Annotated in this window: 24 protein-coding genes; 15 read left to right on the top strand and 9 right to left on the bottom strand. The window is 62.0% G+C overall.

The annotated features are described in order from the left end of the window. The first annotated feature begins 10 nt into the window (after positions 1-10). From ACYVIA_RS06460 to ACYVIA_RS06435, 6 genes are all read left to right on the top strand, one after another. Complete coding sequence (locus tag ACYVIA_RS06460; RefSeq protein ID WP_460839082.1) at positions 11-2,056, top strand: putative bifunctional diguanylate cyclase/phosphodiesterase; 2,046 nt, start codon at positions 11-13, stop codon at positions 2,054-2,056. 263 nt (positions 2,057-2,319) lie between these two features. Continuing rightward, the gene (locus tag ACYVIA_RS06455) at positions 2,320-3,354 is read left to right on the top strand and encodes a protoglobin domain-containing protein (RefSeq protein ID WP_460839081.1); all 1,035 of its coding nucleotides are present in this window, start codon (positions 2,320-2,322) and stop codon (positions 3,352-3,354) included. 11 nt (positions 3,355-3,365) lie between these two features. Further along, positions 3,366-3,746 (top strand): STAS domain-containing protein, encoded by a 381-nt coding sequence (locus tag ACYVIA_RS06450; protein WP_460839079.1) that lies wholly within the window; start codon positions 3,366-3,368, stop codon positions 3,744-3,746. After that, positions 3,724-4,146, top strand: coding sequence for an anti-sigma regulatory factor (locus tag ACYVIA_RS06445; RefSeq protein WP_460839076.1), 423 nt, complete (start codon positions 3,724-3,726; stop codon positions 4,144-4,146). The genes ACYVIA_RS06450 and ACYVIA_RS06445 overlap by 23 nt, the downstream gene beginning before the upstream one ends. Continuing rightward, positions 4,143-4,781: a SpoIIE family protein phosphatase gene (locus ACYVIA_RS06440; protein ID WP_460839074.1), complete on the top strand. Its 639-nt coding sequence runs from the start codon at positions 4,143-4,145 to the stop codon at positions 4,779-4,781. The genes ACYVIA_RS06445 and ACYVIA_RS06440 overlap by 4 nt, the downstream gene beginning before the upstream one ends. Next, positions 4,739-7,369, top strand: a complete 2,631-nt coding sequence (locus tag ACYVIA_RS06435; RefSeq protein WP_460839072.1) for an EAL domain-containing protein — start codon at positions 4,739-4,741, stop codon at positions 7,367-7,369. Before ACYVIA_RS06440 ends, ACYVIA_RS06435 begins: the two co-directional genes overlap by 43 nt. A 63-nt stretch (positions 7,370-7,432) precedes the next feature. Here the strand turns inward: ACYVIA_RS06435 and ACYVIA_RS06430 are convergent, their stop codons facing one another. Beyond that, positions 7,433-8,266, bottom strand: coding sequence for a helix-turn-helix domain-containing protein (locus ACYVIA_RS06430; protein ID WP_460839070.1), 834 nt, complete (start codon positions 8,264-8,266; stop codon positions 7,433-7,435). A 119-nt stretch (positions 8,267-8,385) separates the two neighbouring features. On the opposite strand from ACYVIA_RS06430, the gene ACYVIA_RS06425 reads away from it, so the two are divergent. The 3 genes from ACYVIA_RS06425 to ACYVIA_RS06415 all read left to right on the top strand — a co-directional run bounded on the left by ACYVIA_RS06425 (position 8,386) and on the right by ACYVIA_RS06415 (position 11,851). Next, complete coding sequence (locus ACYVIA_RS06425; RefSeq protein ID WP_460839068.1) at positions 8,386-9,243, top strand: nuclear transport factor 2 family protein; 858 nt, start codon at positions 8,386-8,388, stop codon at positions 9,241-9,243. Positions 9,244-9,316: 73 nt separating this feature from the next. Then, a complete protein-coding gene (locus ACYVIA_RS06420; RefSeq protein ID WP_460839065.1) occupies positions 9,317-9,721 on the top strand; it encodes a hypothetical protein in 405 nt (134 codons plus the stop codon). A gap of 543 nt (positions 9,722-10,264) precedes the next feature. Then, positions 10,265-11,851 carry a CHASE domain-containing protein gene (locus tag ACYVIA_RS06415; protein ID WP_460839063.1) on the top strand — a complete coding sequence of 529 codons (1,587 nt, stop codon included), beginning with the start codon at positions 10,265-10,267 and terminating at the stop codon, positions 11,849-11,851. A 119-nt stretch (positions 11,852-11,970) separates the two neighbouring features. Here ACYVIA_RS06415 and ACYVIA_RS06410 read toward each other — a convergent pair whose 3' ends face one another. Continuing rightward, on the bottom strand, positions 11,971-12,744 hold the full coding sequence (locus tag ACYVIA_RS06410) for a TerC family protein (RefSeq protein WP_460839060.1): 774 nt from the start codon (positions 12,742-12,744) through the stop codon (positions 11,971-11,973). Positions 12,745-12,850: 106 nt separating this feature from the next. Then, positions 12,851-13,540, bottom strand: coding sequence for a Bax inhibitor-1/YccA family protein (locus ACYVIA_RS06405; RefSeq protein WP_460839056.1), 690 nt, complete (start codon positions 13,538-13,540; stop codon positions 12,851-12,853). Between the two features lie 180 nt (positions 13,541-13,720). Between ACYVIA_RS06405 and nhaR the strand changes: the two genes are divergently transcribed. Both nhaR and ACYVIA_RS06395 read left to right on the top strand, forming a co-directional pair. Then, on the top strand, positions 13,721-14,638 hold the full coding sequence (nhaR, locus tag ACYVIA_RS06400; RefSeq protein WP_460839054.1) for a transcriptional activator NhaR: 918 nt from the start codon (positions 13,721-13,723) through the stop codon (positions 14,636-14,638). 86 nt (positions 14,639-14,724) lie between these two features. Continuing rightward, the gene (locus ACYVIA_RS06395; RefSeq protein WP_460839051.1) at positions 14,725-15,735 is read left to right on the top strand and encodes an MBL fold metallo-hydrolase; all 1,011 of its coding nucleotides are present in this window, start codon (positions 14,725-14,727) and stop codon (positions 15,733-15,735) included. 12 nt (positions 15,736-15,747) lie between these two features. Here ACYVIA_RS06395 and ACYVIA_RS06390 read toward each other — a convergent pair whose 3' ends face one another. Further along, positions 15,748-16,359 carry a LysE/ArgO family amino acid transporter gene (locus tag ACYVIA_RS06390; protein ID WP_460839049.1) on the bottom strand — a complete coding sequence of 204 codons (612 nt, stop codon included), beginning with the start codon at positions 16,357-16,359 and terminating at the stop codon, positions 15,748-15,750. A 137-nt stretch (positions 16,360-16,496) separates the two neighbouring features. Here ACYVIA_RS06390 and pcaC point away from each other — a divergent pair, with 137 nt between their 5' ends. Beyond that, positions 16,497-16,907, top strand: coding sequence for a 4-carboxymuconolactone decarboxylase (gene pcaC, locus ACYVIA_RS06385; protein ID WP_460839046.1), 411 nt, complete (start codon positions 16,497-16,499; stop codon positions 16,905-16,907). 6 nt (positions 16,908-16,913) lie between these two features. Here pcaC and ACYVIA_RS06380 read toward each other — a convergent pair whose 3' ends face one another. Continuing rightward, the gene (locus ACYVIA_RS06380) at positions 16,914-18,311 is read right to left on the bottom strand and encodes a PQQ-dependent sugar dehydrogenase (protein ID WP_460839044.1); all 1,398 of its coding nucleotides are present in this window, start codon (positions 18,309-18,311) and stop codon (positions 16,914-16,916) included. A gap of 290 nt (positions 18,312-18,601) precedes the next feature. Then, complete coding sequence (gene cls / locus ACYVIA_RS06375) at positions 18,602-20,032, bottom strand: cardiolipin synthase (protein ID WP_460839041.1); 1,431 nt, start codon at positions 20,030-20,032, stop codon at positions 18,602-18,604. Between the two features lie 407 nt (positions 20,033-20,439). On the opposite strand from cls, the gene ACYVIA_RS06370 reads away from it, so the two are divergent. Beyond that, complete coding sequence (locus ACYVIA_RS06370) at positions 20,440-21,258, top strand: DUF429 domain-containing protein (protein WP_460839717.1); 819 nt, start codon at positions 20,440-20,442, stop codon at positions 21,256-21,258. Between the two features lie 202 nt (positions 21,259-21,460). Here the strand turns inward: ACYVIA_RS06370 and ACYVIA_RS06365 are convergent, their stop codons facing one another. Beyond that, positions 21,461-21,712 carry a DUF6139 family protein gene (locus ACYVIA_RS06365; protein WP_460839039.1) on the bottom strand — a complete coding sequence of 84 codons (252 nt, stop codon included), beginning with the start codon at positions 21,710-21,712 and terminating at the stop codon, positions 21,461-21,463. A 400-nt stretch (positions 21,713-22,112) separates the two neighbouring features. Here ACYVIA_RS06365 and ACYVIA_RS06360 point away from each other — a divergent pair, with 400 nt between their 5' ends. Both ACYVIA_RS06360 and ACYVIA_RS06355 read left to right on the top strand, forming a co-directional pair. Next, positions 22,113-23,375, top strand: coding sequence for a dienelactone hydrolase family protein (locus ACYVIA_RS06360; protein WP_460839038.1), 1,263 nt, complete (start codon positions 22,113-22,115; stop codon positions 23,373-23,375). A 450-nt stretch (positions 23,376-23,825) separates the two neighbouring features. After that, a complete protein-coding gene (locus ACYVIA_RS06355) occupies positions 23,826-25,076 on the top strand; it encodes an Hsp70 family protein (RefSeq protein WP_460839036.1) in 1,251 nt (416 codons plus the stop codon). Positions 25,077-25,171: 95 nt separating this feature from the next. Here ACYVIA_RS06355 and ACYVIA_RS06350 read toward each other — a convergent pair whose 3' ends face one another. Both ACYVIA_RS06350 and ACYVIA_RS06345 read right to left on the bottom strand, forming a co-directional pair. Beyond that, a complete protein-coding gene (locus ACYVIA_RS06350; RefSeq protein ID WP_460839034.1) occupies positions 25,172-25,378 on the bottom strand; it encodes a hypothetical protein in 207 nt (68 codons plus the stop codon). A gap of 209 nt (positions 25,379-25,587) precedes the next feature. Continuing rightward, positions 25,588-26,064, bottom strand: coding sequence for an SRPBCC family protein (locus ACYVIA_RS06345; RefSeq protein ID WP_460839033.1), 477 nt, complete (start codon positions 26,062-26,064; stop codon positions 25,588-25,590). Positions 26,065-26,117: the final 53 nt, after the last annotated feature.

Genomic DNA, 26,117 nt, shown 5'->3' with positions numbered 1-26,117 from the left:
GCTGGAAAACATGCAAGACGTACACACGAACAATCCGGAAAATAGCGAAGACCTGTTCCAACGCTTGTTCCGCAAGCACAGCGCCATCATGCTGCTGCTCGATCCGGAGACCGGCGTGATCAAGGATGCCAACCGCGCCGCCAGCGCATTCTACGGCTATCCGGAGCACGAGCTGCGCGGCATGAACATCAGCCGCATCAACACCCAGCAACCGGAAGAAATCCAGGAGGAGATGCAAAGCGCGCTGCAGGAGCAGCGCAACTACTTCATTTTCCGGCACCGCCTTGCCTGCGGCGAGGAGCGCGTCGTCGAGGTGCATTCCTCCGCCATCGAGTTCCGGGGCAAGCCGCTGCTGTTCTCCATCGTGTTCGACATCACCGAACGCAAGCGCGCGGAAGAATCGTTGCGGCAGGCCTTGCTGGTCTACCGCAACAGCAGCGACGGCATGGCGGTCGTCAATCCCGATGGCGTGATCGTGACCGTCAATCCTGCCTTCACCGAGATCACCGGCTATTCGCTCGAGGAAGCGGTCGGGCAACCGATCACGATGCTGAACTCGCCGCGCGGGAGCCCCGACGGTTACGCCGCGGTGTGGGACGAACTTGAGGCAACCGGCCGCTGGCACGGCGAGCTGTGGGCACGCCGCAAGAATGGCGAGGATTTCCTGCGCCGGCTGTCGGTCAGCACCGTCTTCAATGATGACGGGTCCGTGCAGAGCCGCGTCGGCCTGTTCGCCGACATCACGGAGCAGAAGGCGTCGGAGGCGCTGATCTGGCGGCAGGCCAATTTCGACCCGCTGACCGGTTTGCCCAACCGCAGCATGTTCCTTGACCGCCTCGACCAGGCTGTGAAGATGGCGCATCGCAGCGGCCAGCCTGCGGCGCTGCTGTACCTGGACCTCGACTATTTCAAGGAAGTCAACGACACGCTCGGCCACAGCATGGGCGACCAACTGCTGCGCGACGCCGCGCAGCGCCTGATGACCTGCGTGCGCGATACCGACACGGTGGCGCGCCTGGGCGGCGACGAATTCGGCATCATCCTCGGCGAGCTGCACAAGACGCATGGCGCGGAGCGCGTGATGCAGGACATCCTGCTGGCGCTGGCCGCGCCATTCCGCCTCGGCGAGGAGCAGGTGTATATCTCGGCCAGCATCGGCGTGACCTTCTATCCGCAGGACGGCACGGAAACCGACGCCCTGCTGAAGAACGCGGACCAGGCGATGTATGCGGCCAAGGCGCAGGGGCGTAACCGCTACAGCTATTTCACCGCCTCCATGCAGGAAGCGGCCCAGGCGCGCAAGCGCCTGATCAGCGACATGCGCGTGGCCCTGGCCCAGAAGCAGTTCCGCGTGTACTACCAGCCGATCGTGGAACTCGCCAGCGGTACCATCTACAAGGCCGAGGCGCTGGTGCGCTGGCAGCACCCGGCGCGCGGCCTGGTCAGCCCCGCCGAGTTCATCCCCGTCGCGGAAGAGACCGGAATGATCGTGGACCTCGGTTCCTGGCTGTACCGGCAGGCGGTGCAGCAGGTCGCGGTTTGGCGCAAGCGTTTCCACCCTGCCTTCCAGATCAGCATCAACGTGTCGCCGGCACAGTTCCGCAACGCCGGCTTGAGCGACACGGCATGGCTGGACTACCTGCGGCAGCAAGGCCTGCCGGGACAGAGCATCGCCGTCGAAATCACCGAAGGGTTGCTGATGGATGTGTCGCAGGAAGTGCGCGAGCAGCTGTACGCTTTCCGCGACCATGGCGTGCAGGTGGCGCTGGATGACTTTGGCACCGGTTATTCCTCGCTGGCGTACCTGAAGAAATTTGACATCGATTACATCAAGATCGACCAGGCCTTCGTGCGCAACCTTGCCCCGGGCTCCGACGACCTGGCGCTGTGCGAAGCGATCATCGTGATGGCGCACCGGCTCGGCATGAAAGTCATTGCCGAAGGGGTGGAAACCGAACAGCAGCGCGCATTGCTGGCGGCCTGCCATTGCGACTTTGCGCAGGGCTACCTGTTTTCCCGCCCCGTGCCGCCGGAAGAGTTCGAACAGCTTTTCTGAACGACCATCTTCCTTCGCTTCATTTCAGTCGATGTTTATCCGCGTAACTACGGCGCACTCGCGCCGGCTTGCATTGCACGCGGCCTTTTGAATCGCAGTTTATGTGATGCATCAACCGGCGGTTACAGCACTTTGCGACTTCGTAAGGAAAGGCAACCGGCCGAAACTATGGCGTATTCCCCGCTGTCAAAAAGTTCATCCTGAAGGCCATGCATCTAAACATTAGATGAGTCCGCCTTCCATTATTCGAACAAGGAGATGGGATGGACGCCCGGAGAGCGCACAAGAAGGAATGGCCTGCCATCGTCAACAGCCTGAACATGGATGCGCAGGAGATCCGGCGGCGCAAGGATTTCCTGCAATTCAACGACGACGATGTGGCGCGCCTCAAGGGCATCAATGACCTCGCGGAGAAATACGCGGACGACGTGATCGAAGAGTTTTACCGGCACCTGATGTCGTTCGAGGAAACCCGGCAGTTCTTTCGCGACCAGCAGGAACTGCTGGCCCATGTAAAAAATCTGCAGCGCGCGTATTTCCTGCGACTAACAAAGGGAAATTACGACCAGGACTACATCGAGAACCGGCTGAAGATCGGGAAGACGCACGAGCGCATCGGGCTGCCGGTCGATTCCTATCTCGGCATGTACAACTTTTACCTGCGTGCCGTTGGTGCGCGCTTGTTCGCGACGTTCAAGGACGACCCGCAACATGCACTGGATGCTTTCCTGTCCTTGATGAAGCTGACCTTCCTTGATATCGGTCTTGCCATCGACACGTATATCGATTCCCGCGAGCAAACGATTGGTGCGCAACAAGACGCGATTCGCGAGCTGTCCACGCCCGTGCTGCCCTTCCGGCAGGGGATCGTGGTGCTGCCGATGGTCGGCATGATCGATTCCTACCGGGCCAGCCAGCTGACCGAACAGTTGCTGCGCTCGATACGCGACACGCGCGCCAAGGTCGCGGTGCTCGACATCACCGGCGTGCCGTATGTGGATTCCCGCGTGGCCAGCCATCTCGTGCAGACGGTCGAAGCGGCGCGGCTGATGGGCTCGAAGGTGATCATCTCCGGCGTATCGCCCGAGATTGCCTTGACCATGGTGACCATCGGCGTGGAACTGGGACAGATCGAAACGGTCGGTGATATGCAGAGTGCAATCGAGCGTGCCGAACAGCTCAGCGGCTACAAGGTGACGCGCGTGCGCCCGGAGCGCCGCAAGACCGACCGACCGGACGACAACTTCAGCAGCATCGATGGCAGTCGCCACAACAGTCGCAACGACGACATGGCATGAAGGAGGCGGTCATGCTGGTGCCGATTCTTAAACAGGAGGATTTTCTTATTGCCTCGATACAAGGCGCGCTCAGCGACGTCGAATTGCTTGCACTACGGGACCAGCTCGTGGACAAAGTGAGGCAACATCGCTCGCGCGCCGTGATCATCGATGTCGCCGTGCTCGACATCATGGATTCCTTTTCCGCCCGCACCTTGCGCAGCATCGCGCAGATGACGCGACTGCTTGGCGCGGAAACTATTGTCGTCGGCATCCAGCCGGAAGTTGCGATGTCCATGGTGCAGCTCGGGTTGCGGCTCGAGGGCACCACCATCGCGATGGACCTGGAGGATGGACTGTCAGTCCTGAGAAACCGTGGAAACAAAGGTAATGCCGCCAGTGATCGAGCGTGAAACTGCAATGCCGATCAAGTCCGACCTGGACGTGCTCAAGGCGCGCCAGCAAGGCAAGGAGCTGGCCTCGTCGCTGCGCTTCACCAACACGGAGCTGACCATCATCGCCACCGCGATCTCCGAGATCGCGCGCAACACCGTGCTCTACGCCAAAACCGGTTGCCTGCACCTGAAGGTGATCCATCAGGGCCAGCGGCGCGGCCTTGTCATCATCGTCAAGGACCATGGACCGGGCATCGTCGATCTCGATCTCGCCATGCAGGATGGCTACTCGACGTCGCGCGGGCTCGGCATCGGCCTGCCCGGCGCACGGCGCCTGATGGACGAGTTCGACATTGATTCCGAGGTCGGCAAGGGCACGACCATCACGATGAAGAAATGGGAGAGAGCCAAACAATGACACGCTCGGGCTCCACGCGGCTGTTGCAGTACTGGGTTGCGGGTCGGCCTTATCCCGGCGAGCAGGAGTGCGGAGACCAATATCTGGTCGAAGGATTTGCCGGCGGCGCACTGGTGGCGGCAATCGATGGGCTCGGACATGGAGAGCGCGCTGCCGAAGCGGCCAGGCACACGGTCGAGATTCTCGCCGCGCATGCGAGCGAACCAGTGGTGACGCTGATGCAACTCTGCCACGACAAGCTTCGCAAGATGCGTGGCGTCGTGATGACGCTGGCTTCCTTCAGCGAAGCGGACAGCACGCTGACATGGCTGGGTGTCGGCAACGTCGAGTGCATGCTGGTGCGGGCGGGTGCACAAGAGTCCAAACCGGCGTCGCCGCTGCTGCGTGGGGGCATTGTCGGCGATCGCCTGCCACCACTGTTGCCGGCGACGCTCCCGGTGCAGAAGGGCGATTTGCTGCTGCTGGCCACGGACGGCATTGCCAGCGCCTTCCTTCGCGATCTGCGCTATTCGAACGAACCACAGCGACTGGTCAACCACCTGTTTTCGCAATACGCCCGCGATACGGACGATGCCTTGATACTGGGGGTGCAATGGACAAACGGCGCAATGCGCCCGGTAGCGACGGCAAGCTGACCGAAGACAGAGATGCCGGCGCTCACCTGTCCGGCAGCATGGGAACCGACTTCGGTCCGGACAGTGCCTATGCCGAGTTCATGGATGAATATCGCTATGCGCTGGCAAGCTATCTGCGCGGGCAGGAGGATGAGGCCGGGCTGCTGGATGCGTACGAGCTCGGACGGCGCGGCGCAACCAGCCGCCTGAGCATGTTGAACCTGGTGGAGATCCACCAGGCTGCCTTGTCGTCGGTCCAGAGCGAGCGCGATATATCACCCGGTGAAGCGGTGCGCCTGCTCGCCAGGGGCGCGCAATTTCTCGGGCAGGCGCTGGCGCCATTCGAGATGATGTATCGCGGCTATGTCGAAACCATCGACCAGTTGCGCCACCTGAACGACACGCTCAAGCAGAAGGCCTATGCGCTGCAGGTCAGCGAAGAGCGCATGCGCATGTTCATCAAGCACACGCCTGCCGCAGTCGCCATGCTCGACCGCGACCTGCGCTACGTGCTGGTCAGCGCCAGATGGCATGCCGACTACCGCCTTGGCGAGCGCGACATCATCGGACTGCGGCATTACGACGTCTTCCCGGAGACGCCTGCAACATGGCGCAGCATTTATGACCGTTGCCTGGCAGGCGCCTCCGACAAGAATGACGAAGCGCCGTTCCAGCGCGCCGACGGCACGCTGGACTGGGTGCGCTGGGAAATCCATCCCTGGTACACCGAACGCGGCGAGATCGGCGGCATCATCATGTTCACCGAGGTGATCACCGAGCGCAAGAACCAGGAGCGCAAGATTGCGCGCCTCTCCCGCATCCAGGTGATCATGAGTGCAATCAACGCCGCGATCATTCGCACCAGAGACCGCCATGAACTAATGCAGGAAACCTGCCGCATCGCGGTCGAACAGGGCAAGTTCAAGCTGGCATGGGTCGGCTTCCGCGACGACCAATCGGGCGACATCACGCCGGCCGCATGGCAGTTTGCCGATACCGAAACCCTGGCGCCGCCATCCGGCTCGCAAACCAATGTGCTGGAGCAGCGCGCCATCCTCGACCGCGTGCTCTTGCATAACAAGCCGGTGGTCTGCAACGACATCGCCAACAGCGACCGCGTCGTATCAAAGGATGCCTACACCGGGCGCGGCTACCGTTCCTTCGTCGCATTGCCGCTATGCGTCGAGCGCACAGCGGTCGGCGTGCTGCTGCTGTATGCAGGAGAGGCGGAATTCTTCGACCATGAAGAGCTGAAACTGCTCAGCGAGCTGGCCGAGGACATCTCCTACGCGCTCAACCACATCGTCAAGGAAGAGCAGATCAACTACCTTGCGTATTACAACGCGCTGACCAACCTGCCCAACCGCGACCTGTTCTTCGACCGCCTGCAGCGGCAGACCGAAGCCGCGCGCCATGAAGGGCGCATGCTGGCGGTGCTGGTGCTCGACATCGAGCGCTTCCGCAACATCAATGACACCTTCGGGCGCCATGTCGGCGACGCCCTGCTCAAGCAGACGGCCGAGCGCCTCGGGCGCCAGGTCTCGTCCCAAGACAGCCTTGCGCATATCAGCGGCGACGTGTTCGCCATCATGCTCGCCGAAATCCGCAGCGCGGCGGACGCGGCACACATGCTGGAGAAAATCCTGGAGGACTGCTTTCGCCCTGCCTTCAAGTGCGGCGGCTACGAGGTGTATCTCGCGGTAAAGGCGGGGATCTCGCTGTTCCCGAGCGACGGCATGGACCATGACACCTTGTACAAGAATGCGGAAGCGGCACTGCGCAAGTCGCAGAAGAACGGCGACAACTACCTGTTCTACCGCAAGGAGATGAATGCCAGCGTGGCCAAGCGGCTGACGCTCGAGAACCGGTTGTACCGCGCGCTGGAGCGCGGCGAGTTCACCCTGCATTACCAGCCGAAGATCCACACCGCCAGCGGCCGCGTGGTCGGGCTGGAATCCTTGCTGCGCTGGCAGGAGCCGGAGGAAGGACTGATCATGCCGGCGTCGTTCATCCCGATCCTGGAAGAGACCGGCATGATCCTGCCGGTCGGGCGCTGGATCATGGAGAAGGCGATCAGCGACCACAAGGAGTGGGGCGCGCGCGGCCTGTCGCCGCCGCCGATTGCCGTCAACATTTCGGTGGTCCAGCTGCGCAACCGCGACTTTGTCGATTCGCTCAAGAGAATCGGCCGCAAGCTGCTCGACGGCGAACACATCCTCGACCTGGAAATCACCGAAAGCATCCTGATGGATGACATCGACCAGAACATCGCGAAGCTGCGCGCGGCCAAGGACATGGGCATGAAGATCGCGATCGACGATTTCGGTACCGGCTATTCCTCGCTCAGCTACCTGACGCGGCTGCCAATCGACCTGCTGAAGATCGACCGCTCGTTTGTGGTCGACATGAACCAGAGCCCGTCCGGGCTTGCCATCGTCAGCTCCGTCATTTCACTCGCGCACTCGCTGCAGCTCGGCGTGATCGCCGAAGGCGTCGCCGACGAAGAGCAGGCCAAGCTGCTCAAGCTGCTGCGCTGCGACCAGCTGCAAGGCTTCTACTGCAGCCAGCCCTTGCCCGGCAACGAAGTCGCCGCGCTGCTGGCCGCGTGATGCCGCCGCAGCGCATCGAAGCAGGGCAGCCTGCTGCTCGTGCAGTCGGTCTTCAACTGCCTGCTAATTCCCTTTTTGATCCTGCCCGCCGCCCCAGCCCGCCGCCAGACTCCGCAATGCGTCGGCGGTTGCCGCATCCGCGGGGAAGAAGGACTCCAGCGCCAGTTCCGACAAGGTGACATCGACCGGCGTGCCAAACACCGTCGTCGTGCTGATGAAGGAAAGCGTGCCGTTGTCGGTAGCAAGCTGGAATGGCACCACCACACCGCCGTACTCATGGGCGTTGCCGGAACGCGGCGATGCTGATGCGGATGCTGGTGCAGGGTAGGCGCCGAGTTCATTCAACAGATCCACCAGGAAGTGGTCGCCGCTGACCTCGATCTGCCGGCGCAGGCGTTCGAACAGGTGGGCGCGCCATTGCGCATAGTTGGCAATGCGCGGCGCAAGTCCGCCCGGGTGCAGGCTCAGCCGCAGCACATTGACCGGCGGCTGCAGCAAGGCGGGATCGACGCCCGCCAGCAGCGGCGGCACGGCACGGTTTGATGCAAGCAGATGCCAGTGCCGGTCAACGGCCAGCGCCGGGTAGGGCTCATGGCCGGTCAGCACCAGTTCCATCGCCTTGCGGGCCGGTTGCAGCACCGGATCGTCGAGGCTTCTTTCCGAAAACATCGGCGCGTAGCCGGCAGCGACCAAGAGCGCATTGCGCTCGCGCAGCGGCATGTCCAGCCGCTCGGCAAGGCGCAGCACCATGTCGCGGCTGGGCAGCGATCGACCGGTTTCCATGAAGCTCAGGTGCCGTGTCGAAATATCGGCATCCAGCGCAAGGTCGAGCTGGCTCAGGCGGCGGCGCTGGCGCCATTCGCGCAGGACATCTCCAACGGGGCGGGCAGTATTCATGCGTCGATCATAGCCGAAGCCTGCGCCGCATTCACATTACCTCGGACGTAATCGACCTGCCTCGCCGCGTGGACAAAGATGAATCACCTTCGACGAACTTTCAACTTCAGGAGAGCATCATGGACACGCAGAAAACCCGCACCGACGACCTCACCGGGCAAAGCATGGAGCAAAGCATCGAGCGGCTGGTCGACCAGTACATCGCCATCTGGAATGAAACCGATGCAGCACGTCGCCGCGAGCTGATCGCGCGCACCTGGACCGCGGATGCGGATTACGTCGACCCGCTGACCCATGCCTATGGGCTGGCAGCCATCGATGCCATGGTGGAAGGCGTGCAGCAACGCTATCCGGGCCACCGGTTCAGTCGGATGGGTGCGGTCGACAGTTACCAGGACCGTGTGCGCTTTTCATGGGAAATGGGCCCGGCGGCGGTAGCGCCCGGCAAGACGGATGTAATGCAACTGAAGCGCGTGGACTTCGGTGTGGTGAAAGACGGCCGCCTGCACAGCGTCAGCGGCTTCCTTGAACCGCAGGGGTTTGCGGATGCACCAAAGCCCCGCAGCGTCGCGGGCTGGTCGGCGGATCGCTTTGCGGCCTTCTGGGCCAGGCCGGACGCAGCCATGGTGCCGCGCGCGCTTGCACCGGACGTGGCCGGTTACTGGCCGGGCGATGCCGAGCCGGTACGCGGCATCGCGCAGTACACCGCGCGGATCGCGCAACTGCTGGCGATGGTGCCGGACTTCCGGCTGGAGGTCGCCGAGCATGCGCAGAACGGCGAGTACGTATTTATCCGCTGGATCGCACATGGCACCTGGAACGGCGCGCCGCTCGAATTCACCGGTGTTGACCGCGTGAAGGTGCGCGATGGCCTTGTCGCGGAGAACCGGATCTTCTGTGACCACCCGCTGGTGTACGCGCTGGCGCGGCGCGCACGGGCGCGCGCAATGGCGCCGGCAGAAGCGCTGACGGTTTGAGCAGCATCAAGCCTTACGTATCGACGCATCCCCGCTGTCTTGTTTTTTAATTTCTTTTCTCAAGGAGTACATCATGTTCGACTTCCAATCCCCTTCCTTCCTGCGCCGTGTCCTGCTCGTGGATGCCCTCGCCAGCGCCGCCACCGGCTTGTTGATGGCGCTGGGCGCACCGCTGCTTGCACCGTTGCTCGGCCTGCCGCTGGCCCTGCTGCGTGAAGCGGGGATCCTCCTGCTGCCGTTCGCGGCGTTCGTCGCCTTCATCGGTACGCGGCCCGAAGTGCCCCGGCGTGGCGTCTGGGCCGTCATCGTCGTCAATGCCATGTGGGTGATCGACAGCATCGTGCTGCTGTTCTCCGGCTGGGTGCAGCCGACGCTGTATGGCCAGCTGTTCATCGCCGCCCAGGCATTCGTGGTTGCGGTGTTGGCGGAGCTGGAGTTCTTTGCCATGCGCAGGTCTGCGTCGAAACTTGCGTACTAAAGTCGGCAATGCACAGGGAGCGGCCCGCAGCAGCGGGCTGCCACCGGCTTCAACAGATTGCCGTCAGCGAGGAGCGACAGGATCGGACGTCTGATACCGAGTGCTGCATGAGAGGGGAAACGTCAATTCGGCATGCCCCACGCTCCTCGAAGGCAAGACTGCACTGTATGTCAGCCCGTCGAGCGCTCTTCTTGTCTCCGGCAGGAACATTGCGAATCGAGATTGCCTTGTCCGCCAAGCCTTTCAACACCGACACGCTTGACCGCAGGCCCGCCCGGATCCTTGTCTGATGCGGCTGGTCAAGCCGTCCACGCTGTGGTGCAGCATGGACGCTTTCAGACGGATCCTGGCAAGGCGGCATACTCACGTGAAGTTGTAAGTCCGGAAACCTATTCCCCGCTCCGCGGTCTGATCTTGCTGTTGCGCCAGGCAATGCCTGCGGCGGCAGCGCAGAAATTGATATCGCTCTGCCGCACGACGGAACATCCTTCCCGAATCACATCTAATTTATTTATTCGGCATCCATGTCCACCAGGGCAGCGCATGAGGAAACTTGAGAGCAGCAGACAACGTATACGGAACATCTTCCAAGCCCGCGAGCTGCTCACGATCATCACGCTTTTACTGGGCCTGTACGTTACCTATCAAACGTGGAACGCCGCCAGCCAGGCGGCAGATAGTGCCTTGCACACTACGTTTGATTTCCGCGTGCGCGAATCGAACGAGCGCATCCAGCAGCGCATCCTTGTGTATGAACAGGTGCTGCGTGCACTGGGTGGCCTGTTCAATGCATCAAGGACGGTCAACCGGGAAGAGTTCAATACCTTTGTCAGTGCATTGAACCTGGCGGAAAACTATCCCGGCATCCAGGGCATCGGCTTTGCCGCGGCGGTGCCTGCTGCGGAAAAGGAGCAGCACGAGGCGGCCGTGCGGGAGGAGGGGTTTCCCAACTACCACATCACGCCGGCAGGCGAGCGTGATTTCTATACGGCGATCTTGTACCTCGAGCCGTTCAAGGGCGACAACCTGCGCGCGTTTGGCTTTGACATGTTCTCGGAGCCGGTGCGCCGCGCGGCAATGGTTAAGGCACGCGATACCGGCCTGGCGGCACTGTCCGGCCGGGTGACACTGGTTCAGGAGGGAAACGGTGGGGCACGTGCGGGCTTCCTGATGTACCTGCCGCTGTATCGCGAGAATCCGCCGAGCGAGCTGCTGGAAGAGCGTCGCCGGCAACTGATCGGCTGGGCCTATGCGCCCTTTCGCATGACCGACTTCATGCGCGGTGTTGCCGGCGAAGATGAAGATGACCTCGATATCGAGATCTACGATCTGGACCAGATCAGGGAGGAGGCGAAGATGTACGACTCCGACCTGACTGCCAGTGCAACCGAGGGCAATGGCAGGTTGCGCAACGTCGGGCGAATCACTGCCGGCCAGCGTACCTGGACGGTGGTGACGACTGCTCTCCCGGCTTTTGAGCAGACTCTGCGCTCCGACCGCCCGGACCTGATCCTGCGTGCCGGTATCAGCATCAGCCTGCTGCTTGCGCTGTTGATCTGGATCTTTCTCGACGATCGCGCACGCGCGCTGCAGGCGGCAAACCAGGCAATGCAGCTGGCGCTGTATGACGTGCTGACCGGGTTGCCGAACCGCAAGCTGCTCGACGAGCGGCTGCAGCAGGCGATTGCCAAGGCCAAGCGCGACAACCACCATCTCGCATTGCTGTTCATCGACCTCGACAAGTTCAAGCCGGTCAACGACAACTATGGCCATGCGTACGGCGACCTGCTGCTGAAGGAAGTCGCCAAGCGCCTGCACAGCTGCATGCGCGAATCGGACACCGCCTCGCGTCTCGGCGGCGACGAATTCGTGGCCTTGCTGTCCGACGTCGACGGCAGGCCGGCGGTCCTGACCGTGGCGAGGAAGATCCTGACGCGCCTGACCGAACCCTACGAAATCGCTGGCCACACCTTCAACATCTCGGCCAGCATCGGCGCGGCGCTCTATCCGGAAGACGGCACCGACAACAAGGCGCTGGTCAAGGCCGCCGACCTTGCCATGTACGATGCGAAGAACAAGGGCAGGAGCAACGTCCAGTTTGCGGGGGGCGACAAACAAGTCGGCACCTAACGTCACATTACGGCATGGCAGCCGGCACAAAAAAGGCAGGAAGCTGTTGCTCCCTGCCTTCCATCTTGTCCCGCCGTTCGCGCCTTCCGGTTGCGGGAACAATGCCGGAATGCGGCCCGTCAGTGGGGTTTCTTCCCAGTCGTCTCCGGCACGTACTGTGTCGCTTCGACCTCATCGCGCATCGAGCGCTTGCGCAGGCGGATATTCAACATCTCCACCACTACCGAAAACGCCATCGCGCTGTAGATGTAGCCCTTCGGCACATGATGACCGAAGCCTTCCGCGATCAGCACCACCGCCACCACGACCAGGAAGGACAGTGCCAGCATCTTGATGGTCGGATGCGCGGACACGAAGGTGCCGATCGGGCGCGCAAAGAACATCATCAGGCCGACCGACACAATCACGGCAGCAACCATCACGGTAATGTTGTCCACCATGCCGACCGCGGTAATGATGGAATCCAGCGAGAACACCAGGTCGATCACCATGATCTGCAGGATGATGCCGGCAAAGGTGTGTTTCACTGCCGTGGCGGCGGAGGCGTGTCCTCCGGCACCGTCAAAGGTTTCGTGGATTTCGCCGACGCTCTTCCACAACAGGAACAGGCCGCCGCTCAGCAACACCAGGTCGCGTCCGGAGAATTCCTGGCCGAGCACGGTGAGCAGCGGCTGCGTCAGGCCGACGATCCACGACAGCGTCAGTAGCAGCGCGATGCGCATGAACATCGCGAGGAACAGGCCGATGCGGCGCGTCATTTCCCGCTTCGCCGGCGGCAGCTTGTCCACCAGGATGGAAATAAAGATGATGTTGTCGATGCCCAGCACCAGTTCCAGTGCCGTCAGCGTAAAGAAGGCGATCCAGATTTGCGGATCGGAAAGCAGTTCGATCATATTGTTGTTGTCCGTTTAATTGTTGTTTGTCGTGCCAAAAAAAAGGGACGTCCACGTCGACGTCCCTTTGTCGGCGGGGGCAACATCCGTTGCCGCCCGCTGCGGCTTAGTCGTTGTTCGCAAAGCCCAGCAGGTGGAGCAGGCTGGTGAACAAGTTGAAGATCGACACGAAGAGCGACAAGGTTGCCATCACATAGTTCGTTTCGCCTCCGCGCACGATCTGGTTGGTCTCATACAGGATCATGCCGGACATCAACAGCACGAACACTGCGGAGACCGTCAGCGACAACGCCGGGATCTGCAGGAAGATTGCTGCCAGGCCGGCCAGGAAGGCCACCAGGATGCCCACCGTCAGAAAGCCGCCCATGAACGACAGGTCACGCTTGGTCACCGTCGCATATGCGGACAGGCCGACGAAGATTGCTGCCGTGCCGCCCAGCGCCGTCATCACCGTTTGCGTGCCGTTAGGCATGTTGAGGTAATGGCTGATGATGGGACCGAGCGTGTAGCCCATGAAGCCCGTCAGTGCGAACACGAATGCCACACCCAGGCCACGGTCACGGTACTTGGTCACCAGGAACAGCAGGCCGAAGTAACCGACCAGCGTGAGCAGGATGCCGGGGTGCGGCAGCCCCATTGCAGCGGACACACCCGCCGTTACGGCGCTAAATGCGAGTGTCATGGCCAGCAGCATGTAGGTGTTGCGCAAGACCTTGTGCGCAGAGGCATCCATCACCGTCGAGGCGGCACGGGCACCGAACGCATGGTTGCGCAGCGAATGGTTGCGATCGTTCATTTCAAAGTCCTTTCAAGAAAAGCAGATTCAAACAGTCAAACCTTGCGGGCGCTCCGGCGAGGCAGCGCAATGTTGCGGTTACATGGGTAACTCCTGTCCAAATGTGATGTGCATGTTAAAACACTTGTCATGCTTTAAAAAGCGAAGATAATGGAAGCGTTACTTCGGGAAATCGGAAAAATGAAAACTACCGGACTCAATTTTCGCCATCTGTATTACTTCTGGGTCGTTGCCAAGGAAGGCAGCATCACGCGTGCGGCAGAACGGCTCGAAGTTGCCGTGCAGACCATCAGCGCCCAGCTGGCCTTGCTGGAGCAATCCATCGGCAAGGCGCTGCTCGCGCCACAAGGCCGGCGCCTGGCGCTGACCGAAGCCGGCCGCATTGCGCTCGGCTATGCCGACCAGATCTTCCTGCTCGGCGAGCAGATGCAGGAGGTGCTGATGGAAAGCGATGTCGGACAAACCATGCGCCTGACTGTCGGGCTGTCCGATTCGCTGCCGAAACTGACCGCCTCCCGCCTGCTGGAAGCGGCGCTGAACCTGCCGCAAAAGGTCAAGGTGGTCTGTCACGAGGACGACTTCGAATCGCTGCTGGGCGAACTGTCGGTGCACAAGCTCGACGTGATCCTCACCGACCGCCCCGTGCCGTCCGGCACTACGCTGCGCGTCTTCAGCCACCTCCTGGGCGAAAGCGAAATCGAGCTCTACGGAGTGCCGAAGCTGGCAGAGCGTTACGCACCGAACTTTCCGGAGAGCCTGCATGGCGCGCCGCTGCTGCTGCCCACGCGCAATCACGCGATCCGCGGCCGCCTCGACCACTGGTTCGAGGCGCACGGGGTGCGCCCCGATGTGGTCGGCGAGTTCGACGATAACGCCTTGCTTAACACCTTCGGCCACAACGGCCTCGGCCTGTTCCCTGCGCCGCATGCGCTGGCCGAGGACGTGAAGAAACTGTTCGGTGCCGTGCCGGTCGGCGAGCTGACGGAAGTGCGCGAGCAGTTCTACGCCATTTCCAACGAGCGCAAGATCAAGCATCCGGCGGTGGAAGCGATCCTGACGGCAAGCCACGGCGGCGTGTTTGCCAAGGCCGCATCTTGAGCGATCTCAACGCCTTCCGTTGACCGGCTTGTGCGGTGTCACGGCGGCTTCTACCGTGAGATATTTGGACGCTGTCCGGAGTCGCCATGTCTTGCAACATTGTGCCGCAGCACAGGCGCGCTGCCATGTTATTCGCCTGCCTTGTGTTGCCCTTGCTTTCCTTGTTGCCCTTGCTGGTCATGGCACAGACACAGGCACCGCAGGCACCTTCCGCCGCCGCCCCGCCTGCCGCAGTGAAAGAGCTGGTGCTGCCCGCGAAAACAACCGGGAATGAAAAGAAAGAGGCGGCACGTGATGGCGGCTCCGTACAGTTCATCGGCAATGCCACCGTCCTGATCCGCTATGCCGGTTTCACCATCCTGACCGATCCCAACTTCCTGCACAAAGGCGAGCACGTGCACCTTGGCTATGGGCTGAAGGCGCAGCGGCTGACGAATCCCGCCATCGAGCTGGAGCAGCTCCCGCCGATTGACCTGATCGTGCTCTCGCACATGCATGGCGACCACTTCGATCAGCTGGTGCAGGAAAAGCTCGACCGCAACATTCCCATTGTGACGACGCCGGAAGCGGCCAAGGCGCTTGAGGAAATGGGATTCAGGCAGCGTCATGCCTTGAACACATGGGATGCCTTGCTCGTGAAGAAAGGCGATGCCACGCTGCGCATCAGCGCGATGCCCGCGCGCCACGGACCGCCGGTGGCATCCACGCCGCTGCCCGAGACGATGGGATCGATGCTCGAATTTTCCGCGAGCCAGGGCAAGCCCGACTACCGCATGTACATCAGCGGCGACACGCTGGTCTATGAAGACATCAACGACATTCCCCGCCGATACCCGGAGATCGATCTCGCGCTGCTGCACCTGGGCGGCACGCGTATCCTCGGCGTGATGAAGGTCACGATGGACGGCAAGGATGGCGTGCAGATGCTGCAGATTATCGCGCCGGAGCACGCGATACCGATTCATTTCAACGACTACGACGTGTTCAAGTCGCCGCTGTCGGAATTCGAAAAGGAAGTGAATGCTGCCGGACTGCAGTCAAAAGTCACGTACCTGAAGCACGGCGAGACCTACAAGTTCCGCCCGCAAAAACGCTGAAGCAGGCAGCACTCAGTCCTGCATTGCCAGCGTCGCCGCCAGCACCAGCATCACCGCGCCGATCAATGCGTCGAGCACGCGCCACGCTGCGGGCTTCGCGAACCACGGTGCCAGCAGCCGTGCGCCAAAACCGAGCGAGGTGAACCACAGCACGGCCGCGCTCATTGCGCCGAGTGCAAACAGCCATTTCCCTTCGCTCCCCTGGCGGCCGCCGATGGCGCCAAGCAAAACGACGGTATCCAGGTACACGTGCGGATTGAGTACCGTCACCGCGAGTGCGGCAACCAGTGCGCGCATGGCCGTCATTGCGGCGGCCGCCGGCGGAGCATTCAGCGCATGGCGTCCGAATGCTTCGCGCAAGGAACGCAAGCCATACCACGCAAGGAAGGCCGCGCCGCCCCAGCGTGCTGCCGACAGCAGCAGTGGATTGCCTTCCACCACCGAACCCACGCCCGCCACGCCGAGGGTGATGAACAGCATCTCGCACACGATGCACACCAGCACCGTCAGGCCGACATGGCGCCGGTACAGGCCCATGCGCAGCACGTGCGCATTCTGCGCGCCGATCGGAATGATCAGGCCGGCGCCAAGGCCGAGACCTTTCAGGTAATAGGCAAGCAGCACGGTGCCACTCCGGAAAAAGTGAAAGCCGCATTCTGCGCTGTGCCGGGGAAAAAATGAATATGCCTCTCCTGATCAGCATTTCCGGGGGCCGCTCGCGCCGGGTTTTATAAAATCGAGGTTTTACCGGAAAGGAAACGATGATGGACCAGCAGAATGACAAGCAGAAGGACAAGCAGCGCGACCAGCAATTCGAAGACGGCCTGCAGATGCGCAAGAAGGTGATGGGCGAGGATTTTGTCGAGAATGCGTTTGCGAACGCCGACGACTTCACGATGCCGCTGCAGGAGTTCATCAGCCGCAATGCGTGGGGCACGGTCTGGTGCCGCGAGGGGCTGGAGCTGAAGACCCGCAGCCTCATCACCGTGGCCATGCTGACGGCACTCGGCCGTTCGCACGAACTGAAAGGCCACATTCGCGGCGCGCTGAACAACGGCGCAACGCCGGAAGAAATCCGCGAAGTGCTGCTGCACGCCGCTATCTATTGCGGCGCGCCGGCAGCCGTGGAAGGTTTCCGCGTGGCGCAGGAGGTGATCGCCGCTGCGAAGTAACTCTTGTTACTTCGGATAGAGCTGGTAAATCACGCCGGCGAAATCGTCCGAGATCAGCAGGCCGCCTTTCGCGTCCGCGATCACATCCACCGGGCGGCCCCACACGGCGCGCGCGTCGGGGTTGGTGACGAAGCCGGTCACGAGGTCGACTTCCGCCCCCACATTGCCTGCATCGTCAAACGGGAAGTACACGACCTTGAAACCGGCGCGCAGGCTGGTGCAGTTCCAGCAGCCATGCAGCGCGACCACCGCACCCTTGCGGTATGCGGCCGGCACGGCGCTGTCATGCAGGAAGGAAAAGCCGAGCGGCGCCGCATGGGGCCGGATGCCCTTGGCCGGGCGATCCACGGTGGCGCAGTCCAGGCTGCTGCCATCGGCATTCGTGTCGTAATCGAGCTGCAATGCGAGGTTCGACATCGCCGCGTTCGGCACCGGATTGCAGAACGGCCAGCCGTAGTTGCCGCCGTCGCGCACCACGGTGAAGGGTTCGGCAGGATAGTCGTCGACATAGGACGGCAGCAGCTTGCCGCGATCCCTGCTGCCGTCGCCATCGACATCTTCATCCACCGGCACGCGGATCTCGTCGCGATGGTTTACCGCGATCCATAGCGTATTGGTGCCGGGGATGAAATCCAGCCCTTCGGCATTGCGTATGCCGCGCGCAAACAGGCGCCGCTCGCCGCCTTCGGCGTTGTATTGATAGATCGCACCGCGCACCGGATCGCTGACGGTGTCCTCCGCACAGGCATTGCAGGCGGAGGCAATCGAGACATACAACTTGTTGTCTGCCGAGAGCGCGATATTCTTCAACTGGTGACCGTAGCGGCCCTGCAGCTCCGGCGTCGAGTCGTCCGGCAGGTCGGCAACCACCACTTGCCGTTCCGCGCTGGCCGTGTCGCCGCTGTTGTAGACCGAGCGCGTGACCTGATGGGACTCCGCAACATAGAGGTAGGTCGTGTCGCCGATGCGGTGAAACACCATGTCGTGCGGTTTGCGCAACCCGGATGCGAATTCGAACTCCTGCGGCGCATCGCCCGCGCGTTCCCTCAGCAGCAGGATGCGTCCCGTGCTCGGCTGCGACACCAGCACGTCGCCGTTCGGCGCCAGTGCCATGAAGCGCGCACCCGGTACGTTTGCCCACAAGCGGATACCGAACCCGGGTGGCACCGTGAGCTTGTTGTCGGCGCTTAGCGGCCCGTCGGACAGTGCCGCCGGTACCTCCAGTGCCTGCTCCACCGAGGCGCCGGCCACCTGTGCCGGCGGGCTGGCAGCCGGTGCGCTGCTGGTGCTGCCTCCGCTTCCGCCGCCACCGCCACCGCCGCTGCAGGCGGTCAATACGATTCCCGATAACAATGACGCTGCCCACCTCCACACGAAGGCAGGCACTTCGATCGAATTTTTCATTTGCTCACATCGCTTCCAAGCCATCGCACACGCAGGGTCGGATGCAAGAATGTCAATTTGGTTCAAGGCATTGATAAAAATTAAGTGACACAGGCTTGAAGATGGGCGTGTATCAAAGAGAGGCTCGCACGGTCTTGCCGTGCAATCGGCGGAAGAGTTGCATTGATTAAAAATCTGTATCGGTTCGCTGCGGCATGTCGCGCGGGGCTGCTGCCCTCAGCCGGGTGGGCTGAGAATTGAATCGGAGTTGTATCAGAGCCGAGTCAGAGCCGTCAGAGCCGTCAGAGCCGTCAGAGCCAGTAGGCAAACAGGCGGACCGCCCACTCGCGCATTCGCTGACGGATGCCGCGCTTGCGCCATTCTTCCGGCCTGACTTCCGACGATTCCCGCAAGTCGCGCTGGAACAGCGCTTCCATCCGTTCCGCAAAATCGATGCTCAGGATCACCGCATTGATCTCGTCGTTGTGCAGGAAGCTGCGCATGTCGAGGTTGGTCGAGCCGATGGTGGACCAGACGCCATCGATGACGGCCGTCTTCGCATGCAGCATCGCCGCCTTGCGCTCGTACACACGGACGCCGGCTGCCAGCAACTCGTCGTAGTACGAGCGACTCGCATACAGCAGTGGGCCAAAATCGGTGAAGCTGGGAAAGATGATGCGCACATCGACGCCGCGCCGTGCGGCATCGGTCAGCGCCTGCACGATCTGCTGGTCGGGCACGAAGTAGGCGGTGGTCAGGTGCGCATATTTGTCGGCATGGGCCAGCGCCGAAATGTAGGTCTTGTAAACCGCATAGTCGGCCTTGTCCGGCGTGCTGCCGATCGCGCGCACCAGCGCATTGCCCTCGGCCTTCAGCGGCGGGAAGTAGTTTGCATGGCGCGCGGCGCTGCCGCTCTTGCGCTTCCAGGTGTCGAGAAACAGCGCCTGAAATTCCGCCACGGCCGGCCCTTCGATCTGCATGTGCGTGTCGCGCCACGCCGCCTGCTTGACGTCCTTCGGCGGAGGTTGGTGGCGCCGGCTGCGGATCAGCGAGCTCTTGCCGTACACCTCGCTGATGTTGACGCCGCCGGTGAAGGCGATGCGGCCGTCGACGACAAGGATCTTGCGATGGTCGCGCTGGTTGATGTCCCAGTCGGGGCCCGCTTCGAGCGGATTGACCGGGTGGTATTCATGCACGGCGACGCCGCCGCTGCGCAGGCGATCAAAGAACTCGCGCGGCGTCTCGCGCGAGCCGACACTGTCATAGATCAGATTGACGACAATCCCGTCGCGGCTTTTCTGCATCAGCAGCTCCGCGAGAGCCCGCCCGACGTCGTCCGCTTCGTAGATATAGGTCTCGAGGTTGATGTGGTCACGTGCATTGCGGATCGCCGTCATCATCGCGCGCATCGTGGCCGGGCCATCGTCGAGCAGGGTGATCTTGTTGCCGGCGACGAGAGGCCGGCCGCTGATCGCTTCTTCTGCGGCGACATGCCGGGCGAGGATGTCGGTCTCCCCGGCCCGGCTTTGCAGCCGTGCCAGCAAGGCCTCGGCTTTTTCTTCCGGCAACTCGCCTCGGTGGCCGACGATGGTGGGGGCACTGCGCGGTACCAGTTCCCGCTCATGCAGGTAGGTCACATCGGGCAATGTCGCGCATCCCGACAGGATGGCCAGCAAGATGGCAGGTACGAGCGCTGCTGCGCGGCGCTGCCATGTTCCGGAGAAAGGCAGTGGTCCCTTCATTGCGTTGCTTTCTTATTGTGCGAAGTGCCGCGTCACGCCAGTTCTTCGACGGCAGGCGTCGAAGGTGCACATCAGCACGGCGGCATTGATTCTTCGATCACTTTTGCTGATCGATAATTCCTGAAACTAAAAATAATCCGCAGCAGTATTGATGACCGACAGCGTTATTGCGTCCGGGCTAGAGCGGTTTCGTCCTGACTGGCTCAGACGAGGCCGAGGCGGATTGCCTTCGTAACAAGGGGCCCGCCGAGGGGCGCGGCGACGCGGCGTAGCGGGCTACGACAAGGAGGCCTCGGCGGCCCCCCGCAACGTAGTGACGGAGGTAAGGCGCCCGGCATCGGCGAGCAGGTCAGGGCGAAACCGCTCTAACATTGCACCTGTTTGCTGTCATCCATTCCGCCCTCGCCATGCATATCGTCGGTGTCGATTTCACTTCTGTCCCGCGCCGCGCCAAGCCGATCACGGTCGCGCACGGTGAGCTCGTCGGCACGACGCTCAAGCTCGAACGCATCGATACGCATGCGGACTGGGCATCCTACGAGGCATGGCTCTCCGCGCCCGACACATGGATCGGCGCTTTCGATTTTCCTTTCGGACTCTCACGCGAACTGGTCGAGCATCTCGGCTGGCCGCAGACCTGGGCCGGGCTCGTCACCCATTGCGCCGCCTTGCCGCGCACCGAACTGCGCGCCATCTTCAAGGCCTTTTGCGATGCGCGCCCGGTGGGCAACAAGTTTGCGCATCGCGCGACAGACCGGCCTGCCGGCTCCAGTCCGTCGATGAAATGGGTAAATCCGCCGGTGGCGTACATGTTCCATGAAGGCACGCAACGCCTGCTGCGTGCGGGCGTCACGGTAGTCGGCCTGCATGCGGGAGATCCGCAACGCATTGCGCTGGAAGGCTATCCGGGACTTGTGGCGCGCGCCGTCACGCGGTCGTCCTACAAGAGCGACGAGCGCGCGAAGCAGACACCGGAGCGGCGTGCCGCGCGCGAGCAGATTGTGCGGGCGCTGGAGAACGGCACGCATCCGCTCGGCGTGACGCTCACGCTGCCGGCAAGGCTGCGCCGCCATCTCATCGATGACGGCAGCGCAGACTGGCTGGATGCGGTGCTGTGCGCAGTGGCTGCGGCATGGGCGGCGCCACGCCCGCACTACGGCCTGCCACGTGACATGGATCCGGTCGAAGGATGGACTGCAGGCGCCGCACACGACGGCTGCACATGACACTTCTGCATGAAGGCTGCAGGCGGATGACTCCGCACCGTGACAAGCTGCAGCGCCCGGCGAAGTGGCATTGACCTTGGTGAATTCTGTGGCCTTCCCCCGGGAGGGGGAAGGAGCGCTCGCTGTCGTTCGCGTTCTTTAGCGGATGGCGTGCGATCGCTTGGGGAGGAATGGCTGCTGCGTGAATGGGCAGCCGCAGGCGTTATATGTTGGGTCCGATCCTGATCTTGTTCTGTACGCTGGAGATCGCATACCCCTTCGCATTGATCTGCTCCAGTGCATCGTCCGCGGAGAGCCCGAGCAAAGGTTCGTTGTCCGGATCGAGGTCGACATTGCTCTCCGCCGTCTCCCAATCGACATTGGTTGCCTCATTCGGAATCGGCCGGCCTTCGGGCACCGCCAGGTATGAATAAAGGCCCTCGTGGTCGGGACGCTTGTACACGTCAACTTTCATGCTTCCTCCATATAAAACGGTGTTTGCTATTGACCGTCGGGCATCGTGAAGGTTGCGCGCTGCATAAAAACAAACGTACGCCTTCTGCATCGCCCTGTCAGGCATGGTGCGCACACCCCGCATCGCACGTACTGAGCTTGCTCAAAGTGTCTGATGGAAAAGTTTTTCCACCCTTTCCCCACATCCTGTTGCCGCATCAGCAAGGAATGCGGGTAAATCCTTGTCGCATCAATAAATTTCCGTAAAAAAACCTTTCCGAGTTGCATAAACGGGCATTGAACCGAGGAAACCCGATATTTAGAATGGGCAACGTTGCGCTACGTCAAGAACGACGTCACAGCGCGATTCGACGGCTCGCCACGCGGGCCGATGTGTTTGCAATTCGACGGATATCGGAAATATGTCAGGCTTATTTGACCAAAAGCGTACCTCGAAGAAAAACTGGATCGGCGCGCTCGGCGCAGTCGTTCTCGCAACAGCAGGCTGGATGACCAGCCCGTCCCACGTCAACGCAGCACCGCTCGACGCTGCCCTCAACGAAGAAGTCGTCATGGTCCCCGCCGTATCTGGCGGCAAGACGGTTGAACTGGAAACCACGATCTTCAAGCCGCCGGGCATCGGCCCGTTCCCGCTGATCGTGATGAATCACGGCAAGGCACTCGGCAATCCGCGCTCGCAGAACCGTGATCGCTTCCTTGTCATCAGCAAGGAATTCGTCAAGCGTGGCTATGCGGTCGTGATCCCGATGCGTACCGGCTTCTCCAAGTCGACCGGCGAGTACATCGATCCGGGTTGCGACATGACCGCGCACGGCTACTCGCAGGCGGAAGACCTGATCGGCACGCTGCAGTATCTGCGCACGCAACCGTGGGCAGACTCGGAGCGCATCGTCGTCGCCGGCCAGTCCTATGGCGGCCTGACCGCAATGGCCTTCGGCACGCAGCAATTCCCCGGCGTCAAAGGCCTGATCAATTTTGCCGGTGGTTTGAAGATGCATGGCGGCAACTGCCGCTGGCAGGATTCGCTGGAGCAGGCGTTCGCCACCTATGGCGCCAAGACTGCGCTGCCAAGCCTGTGGTTCTATGGCCAGAACGACCATCACTTCGGCCCCGAACTCGCATCGCGCCTGCATCATGCCTATGTGAAGGCCGGCGGCATGGCGAAGCTGGTTGCCTACGGCCCGTTCAAGAAAGATGCGCACGGCATGAGCGGCAGCCGCGACGGCGTGCAGATCTGGTGGCCGGAGACCGAGAAGTTCCTGCAGGGTCTCGGCATGCCGACCGAGACGGTGCTCGCACTCGACGACGGGATCAAGATTCCGGAGACGCAGTACGCGGCGCTCGACAACGTCGACGCGATTCCTTTCCTGCGTGACCGTGGCCGCGAGCAGTATCGCGCCTTCCTGAACAAGTCCACGCCGCGCGCGTTTGCGATTTCGTCCAGCGGCGCATGGAGCTGGGTGGAAGATGGTGACGATCCGGTGCAGCAGGCGCTGGCCGATTGTCAGAAGAACAGCAGCGAGCCGTGCAAGCTGTATGCAGTCGATAACAACGTGGTCTGGGTCGATGAGGCGCAGCCGGTGATGGCCAACAGCACCACCACGCCGGTGACCGCGACCGCCGCAGCGCCCAATCCCGACACGTCCAAGCTGACCGGCCCGTAATCTGTGCCGGTACCGGAGAGCGCACCTTCCCCCGCGTTCTCCGGTTTTTCGTTTCCCTCCGCATCCCCTTTCCCTGCCTTTTCACTTATCATGTGCGTCCCTTGATTTCGGCGCACGCATTCGCTGTCATCGATGCAACATCCGGTGACCGTATTTCTAGAGGGTGTTATGAACTGGAGCAGGGGTCGCGTTCCGTCGAGAACGGATGCAGCGCACGAAGCAGGACGCGCCGCAGTACGGGTACTGCAAGCGGCCTGCGACACCGCGATGCGCCGTTCTCGACGGAACCCTTCGGGCAACCCCGGGAAGTGGCCGCCTACGTTGTTGCAGCTCCTTGCCGTAGCCCCGCTACGACGCGTCGCTGCGCCTAGTATGCGGCCGCTTCTCGGGGTTGCGCGACCCCTGCTCCAGTTCATAACACCCTCTAGCCAGCGCTACACGAGTAAGACCATGTCCCACGCTTGCGGCGTCGATTTCGGCACCTCCAATTCCACCGTTGGTTTTTTCCGCCCCGGCCAACCGTTGCTGCTGCCGCTGGAGGAAGGCAAGGCGACGCTGCCTTCCGTCGTCTTCTTCAATGCGGATGACAACGCGGTGCGCTTCGGCCGCGCGGCACTGGCCGATTACCTGGAAGGGCATGAAGGCCGCCTGATGCGTTCGCTCAAGAGCCTGCTCGGCACCAGCCTGATCGACGGCCAGACTGAAGTGGACGGACGCGCCTTGCCGTTTCGCGAACTGCTCGCGCAATTCATGCGCGAATTGAAGCGCCGCGCGGAGCAGGCTGCGGGCCAGTCGTTCACGCAGGCAGTGCTCGGCCGGCCGGTGCATTTCATCGATGACGATGCCACTGCGGACAAGCTGGCGGAAGACACCTTGCGCGAAGTTGCGCATGCAGCAGGCTTCACAGATATCGCGTTTCAATTCGAGCCGATTGCCGCCGCCTTCGATTACGAATCTGGCATCGACCGCGAAGAGCTGGTGCTGATCGCCGACATCGGCGGCGGGACGTCGGACTTTTCGCTGGTGCGCCTGTCGCCGCAGCGTGCGAAACAGATCGACCGGCGCAATGACATTCTTGCCACCGGCGGCGTGCACATCGGCGGCACGGACTTCGACAAGTACCTGAGCCTGTCCTGCCTGATGCCACTGCTCGGCCTCGGCACGCAACTCAATAACGGCACCGAAGTGCCGTCGAGTTACTACTTCAACCTCGCCACCTGGCACACGATCAACTTTGCCTACACGCAGAAGGTGTGGCGCGAGCTGCAGGACGTCTACCGCGATGCGCGCGAGCGCGACAAGCTCGCGCGTCTGCTGCAACTGATCGAGCAGCGCGACGGCCACTGGCTGGCACTGAAATCCGAGGAAGGCAAGATCGCGCTGTCCGATGCGCCGGCCACGCAGCTGCGGCTGGACCGTATCGCAAGCGACGTCGTGCTGGACTTGCAGCGTGCGACCTTCGACACCGCCATCGCACATCTCGTCGCCGGCATCGAAGCCACCGTCGGCAAGGTGCTGCGCGACGCTGGTGTCAACGCCGACGCGATCGACACCGTGTTCTTTACCGGCGGCTCCAGCGGCGTGCAACTGTTGCGGCAGAAGATCGCCGCACTGCTGCCGTCCGCGCGCCGCGTGGAAGGTGATCTGTTCGGCAGCATCGGCGCCGGGCTGGCACTGGATGCAGCGCGAAAATTCGGCTGACGCGGCAGCAGCACCTCACTGCGGGAAAGCGTCGCCACCACGCGTAACGACCGCGATTTTCCGCAAGCTCGCTCGTTTCGCAGCAACGCTCTGTGCTATCGCGGCGCATAGCCGGTCGTGACGGAGTTGACCAGCACGCCGTCCACATAGACCGACACCGGGTCGCCGTCCGGCGTGGTCAGCAGGCTGTCAGCGGAATAGCGCTGGAAAGGCAGCTTCATCATGCCGCCGCGTATCGCCTTGCGTGCGGCGCGGTCCAGTTCCTCGTTGCGGGGAAGATCCTTGATGGTCAGTGTGCTCATGGCAGTTCTCCTTGGGTTCAGTGCGAGGACAGCATGTCCTGCGTACGAGAACATGAGCATGGAGAGTGCCAGCCGCGTTAAAACATCCCGGATGCGGCCAAGTCATTGAAAAGACGGGGGAATGCCGTGCGGGCAGGCAGCTACCGCAGTGATGGCTGGTTGCGCGGCACGAACACTGCGGGAAGAGGTGTTCGTGCCGATGCAACACTTCAGCCGTGCGTGGTCACATCATCGGGTGACTGTTCCAGGTGTCGCTTGAGCCGCTTGACCCCCGCTGCCGCGCGCTTGCGCATTACTCGTCGTGCCAGCGGCAGCAGCGCCAGGCGTACGAAGCCCCCATTGTTGCGGCTGTACATGCGCCATGTCAGCTGACAGGAAGCCACGGCCACCGGAGAAAACGTCACTTCCATTCTCGGCATCAATGGCGAGAGCTTTCCTTCGGTCACAAAGCGCCGCCCGGCTTCCGCTTCGCGCACGACCAGCTTGATTTTTCGTTCGCCGCGCAGCGGGATGGAGACCGTTTCCAGATACTCCTTGCCGACCTGCCCATGCTGGTGTTGATTGGCGGATTCAATCGACAGCACGCCGGGAAACCACTCGCCGAAGCGCTCCATGTCGGTGACGTAGTTGAACACGTCCGAAGCGGGGCGTTTGATGTGAATACTCTCTTCTGCCAGTAAATGCATGTATTTCTCCTTGAATACAGGCCGATGCCTGCAGTGCAAAACGGATGAAACGG

The sequence above is a fragment of the Noviherbaspirillum agri genome (genome assembly GCF_054780595.1).
This window is presented reverse-complemented; position numbering and strand designations above follow the sequence as displayed.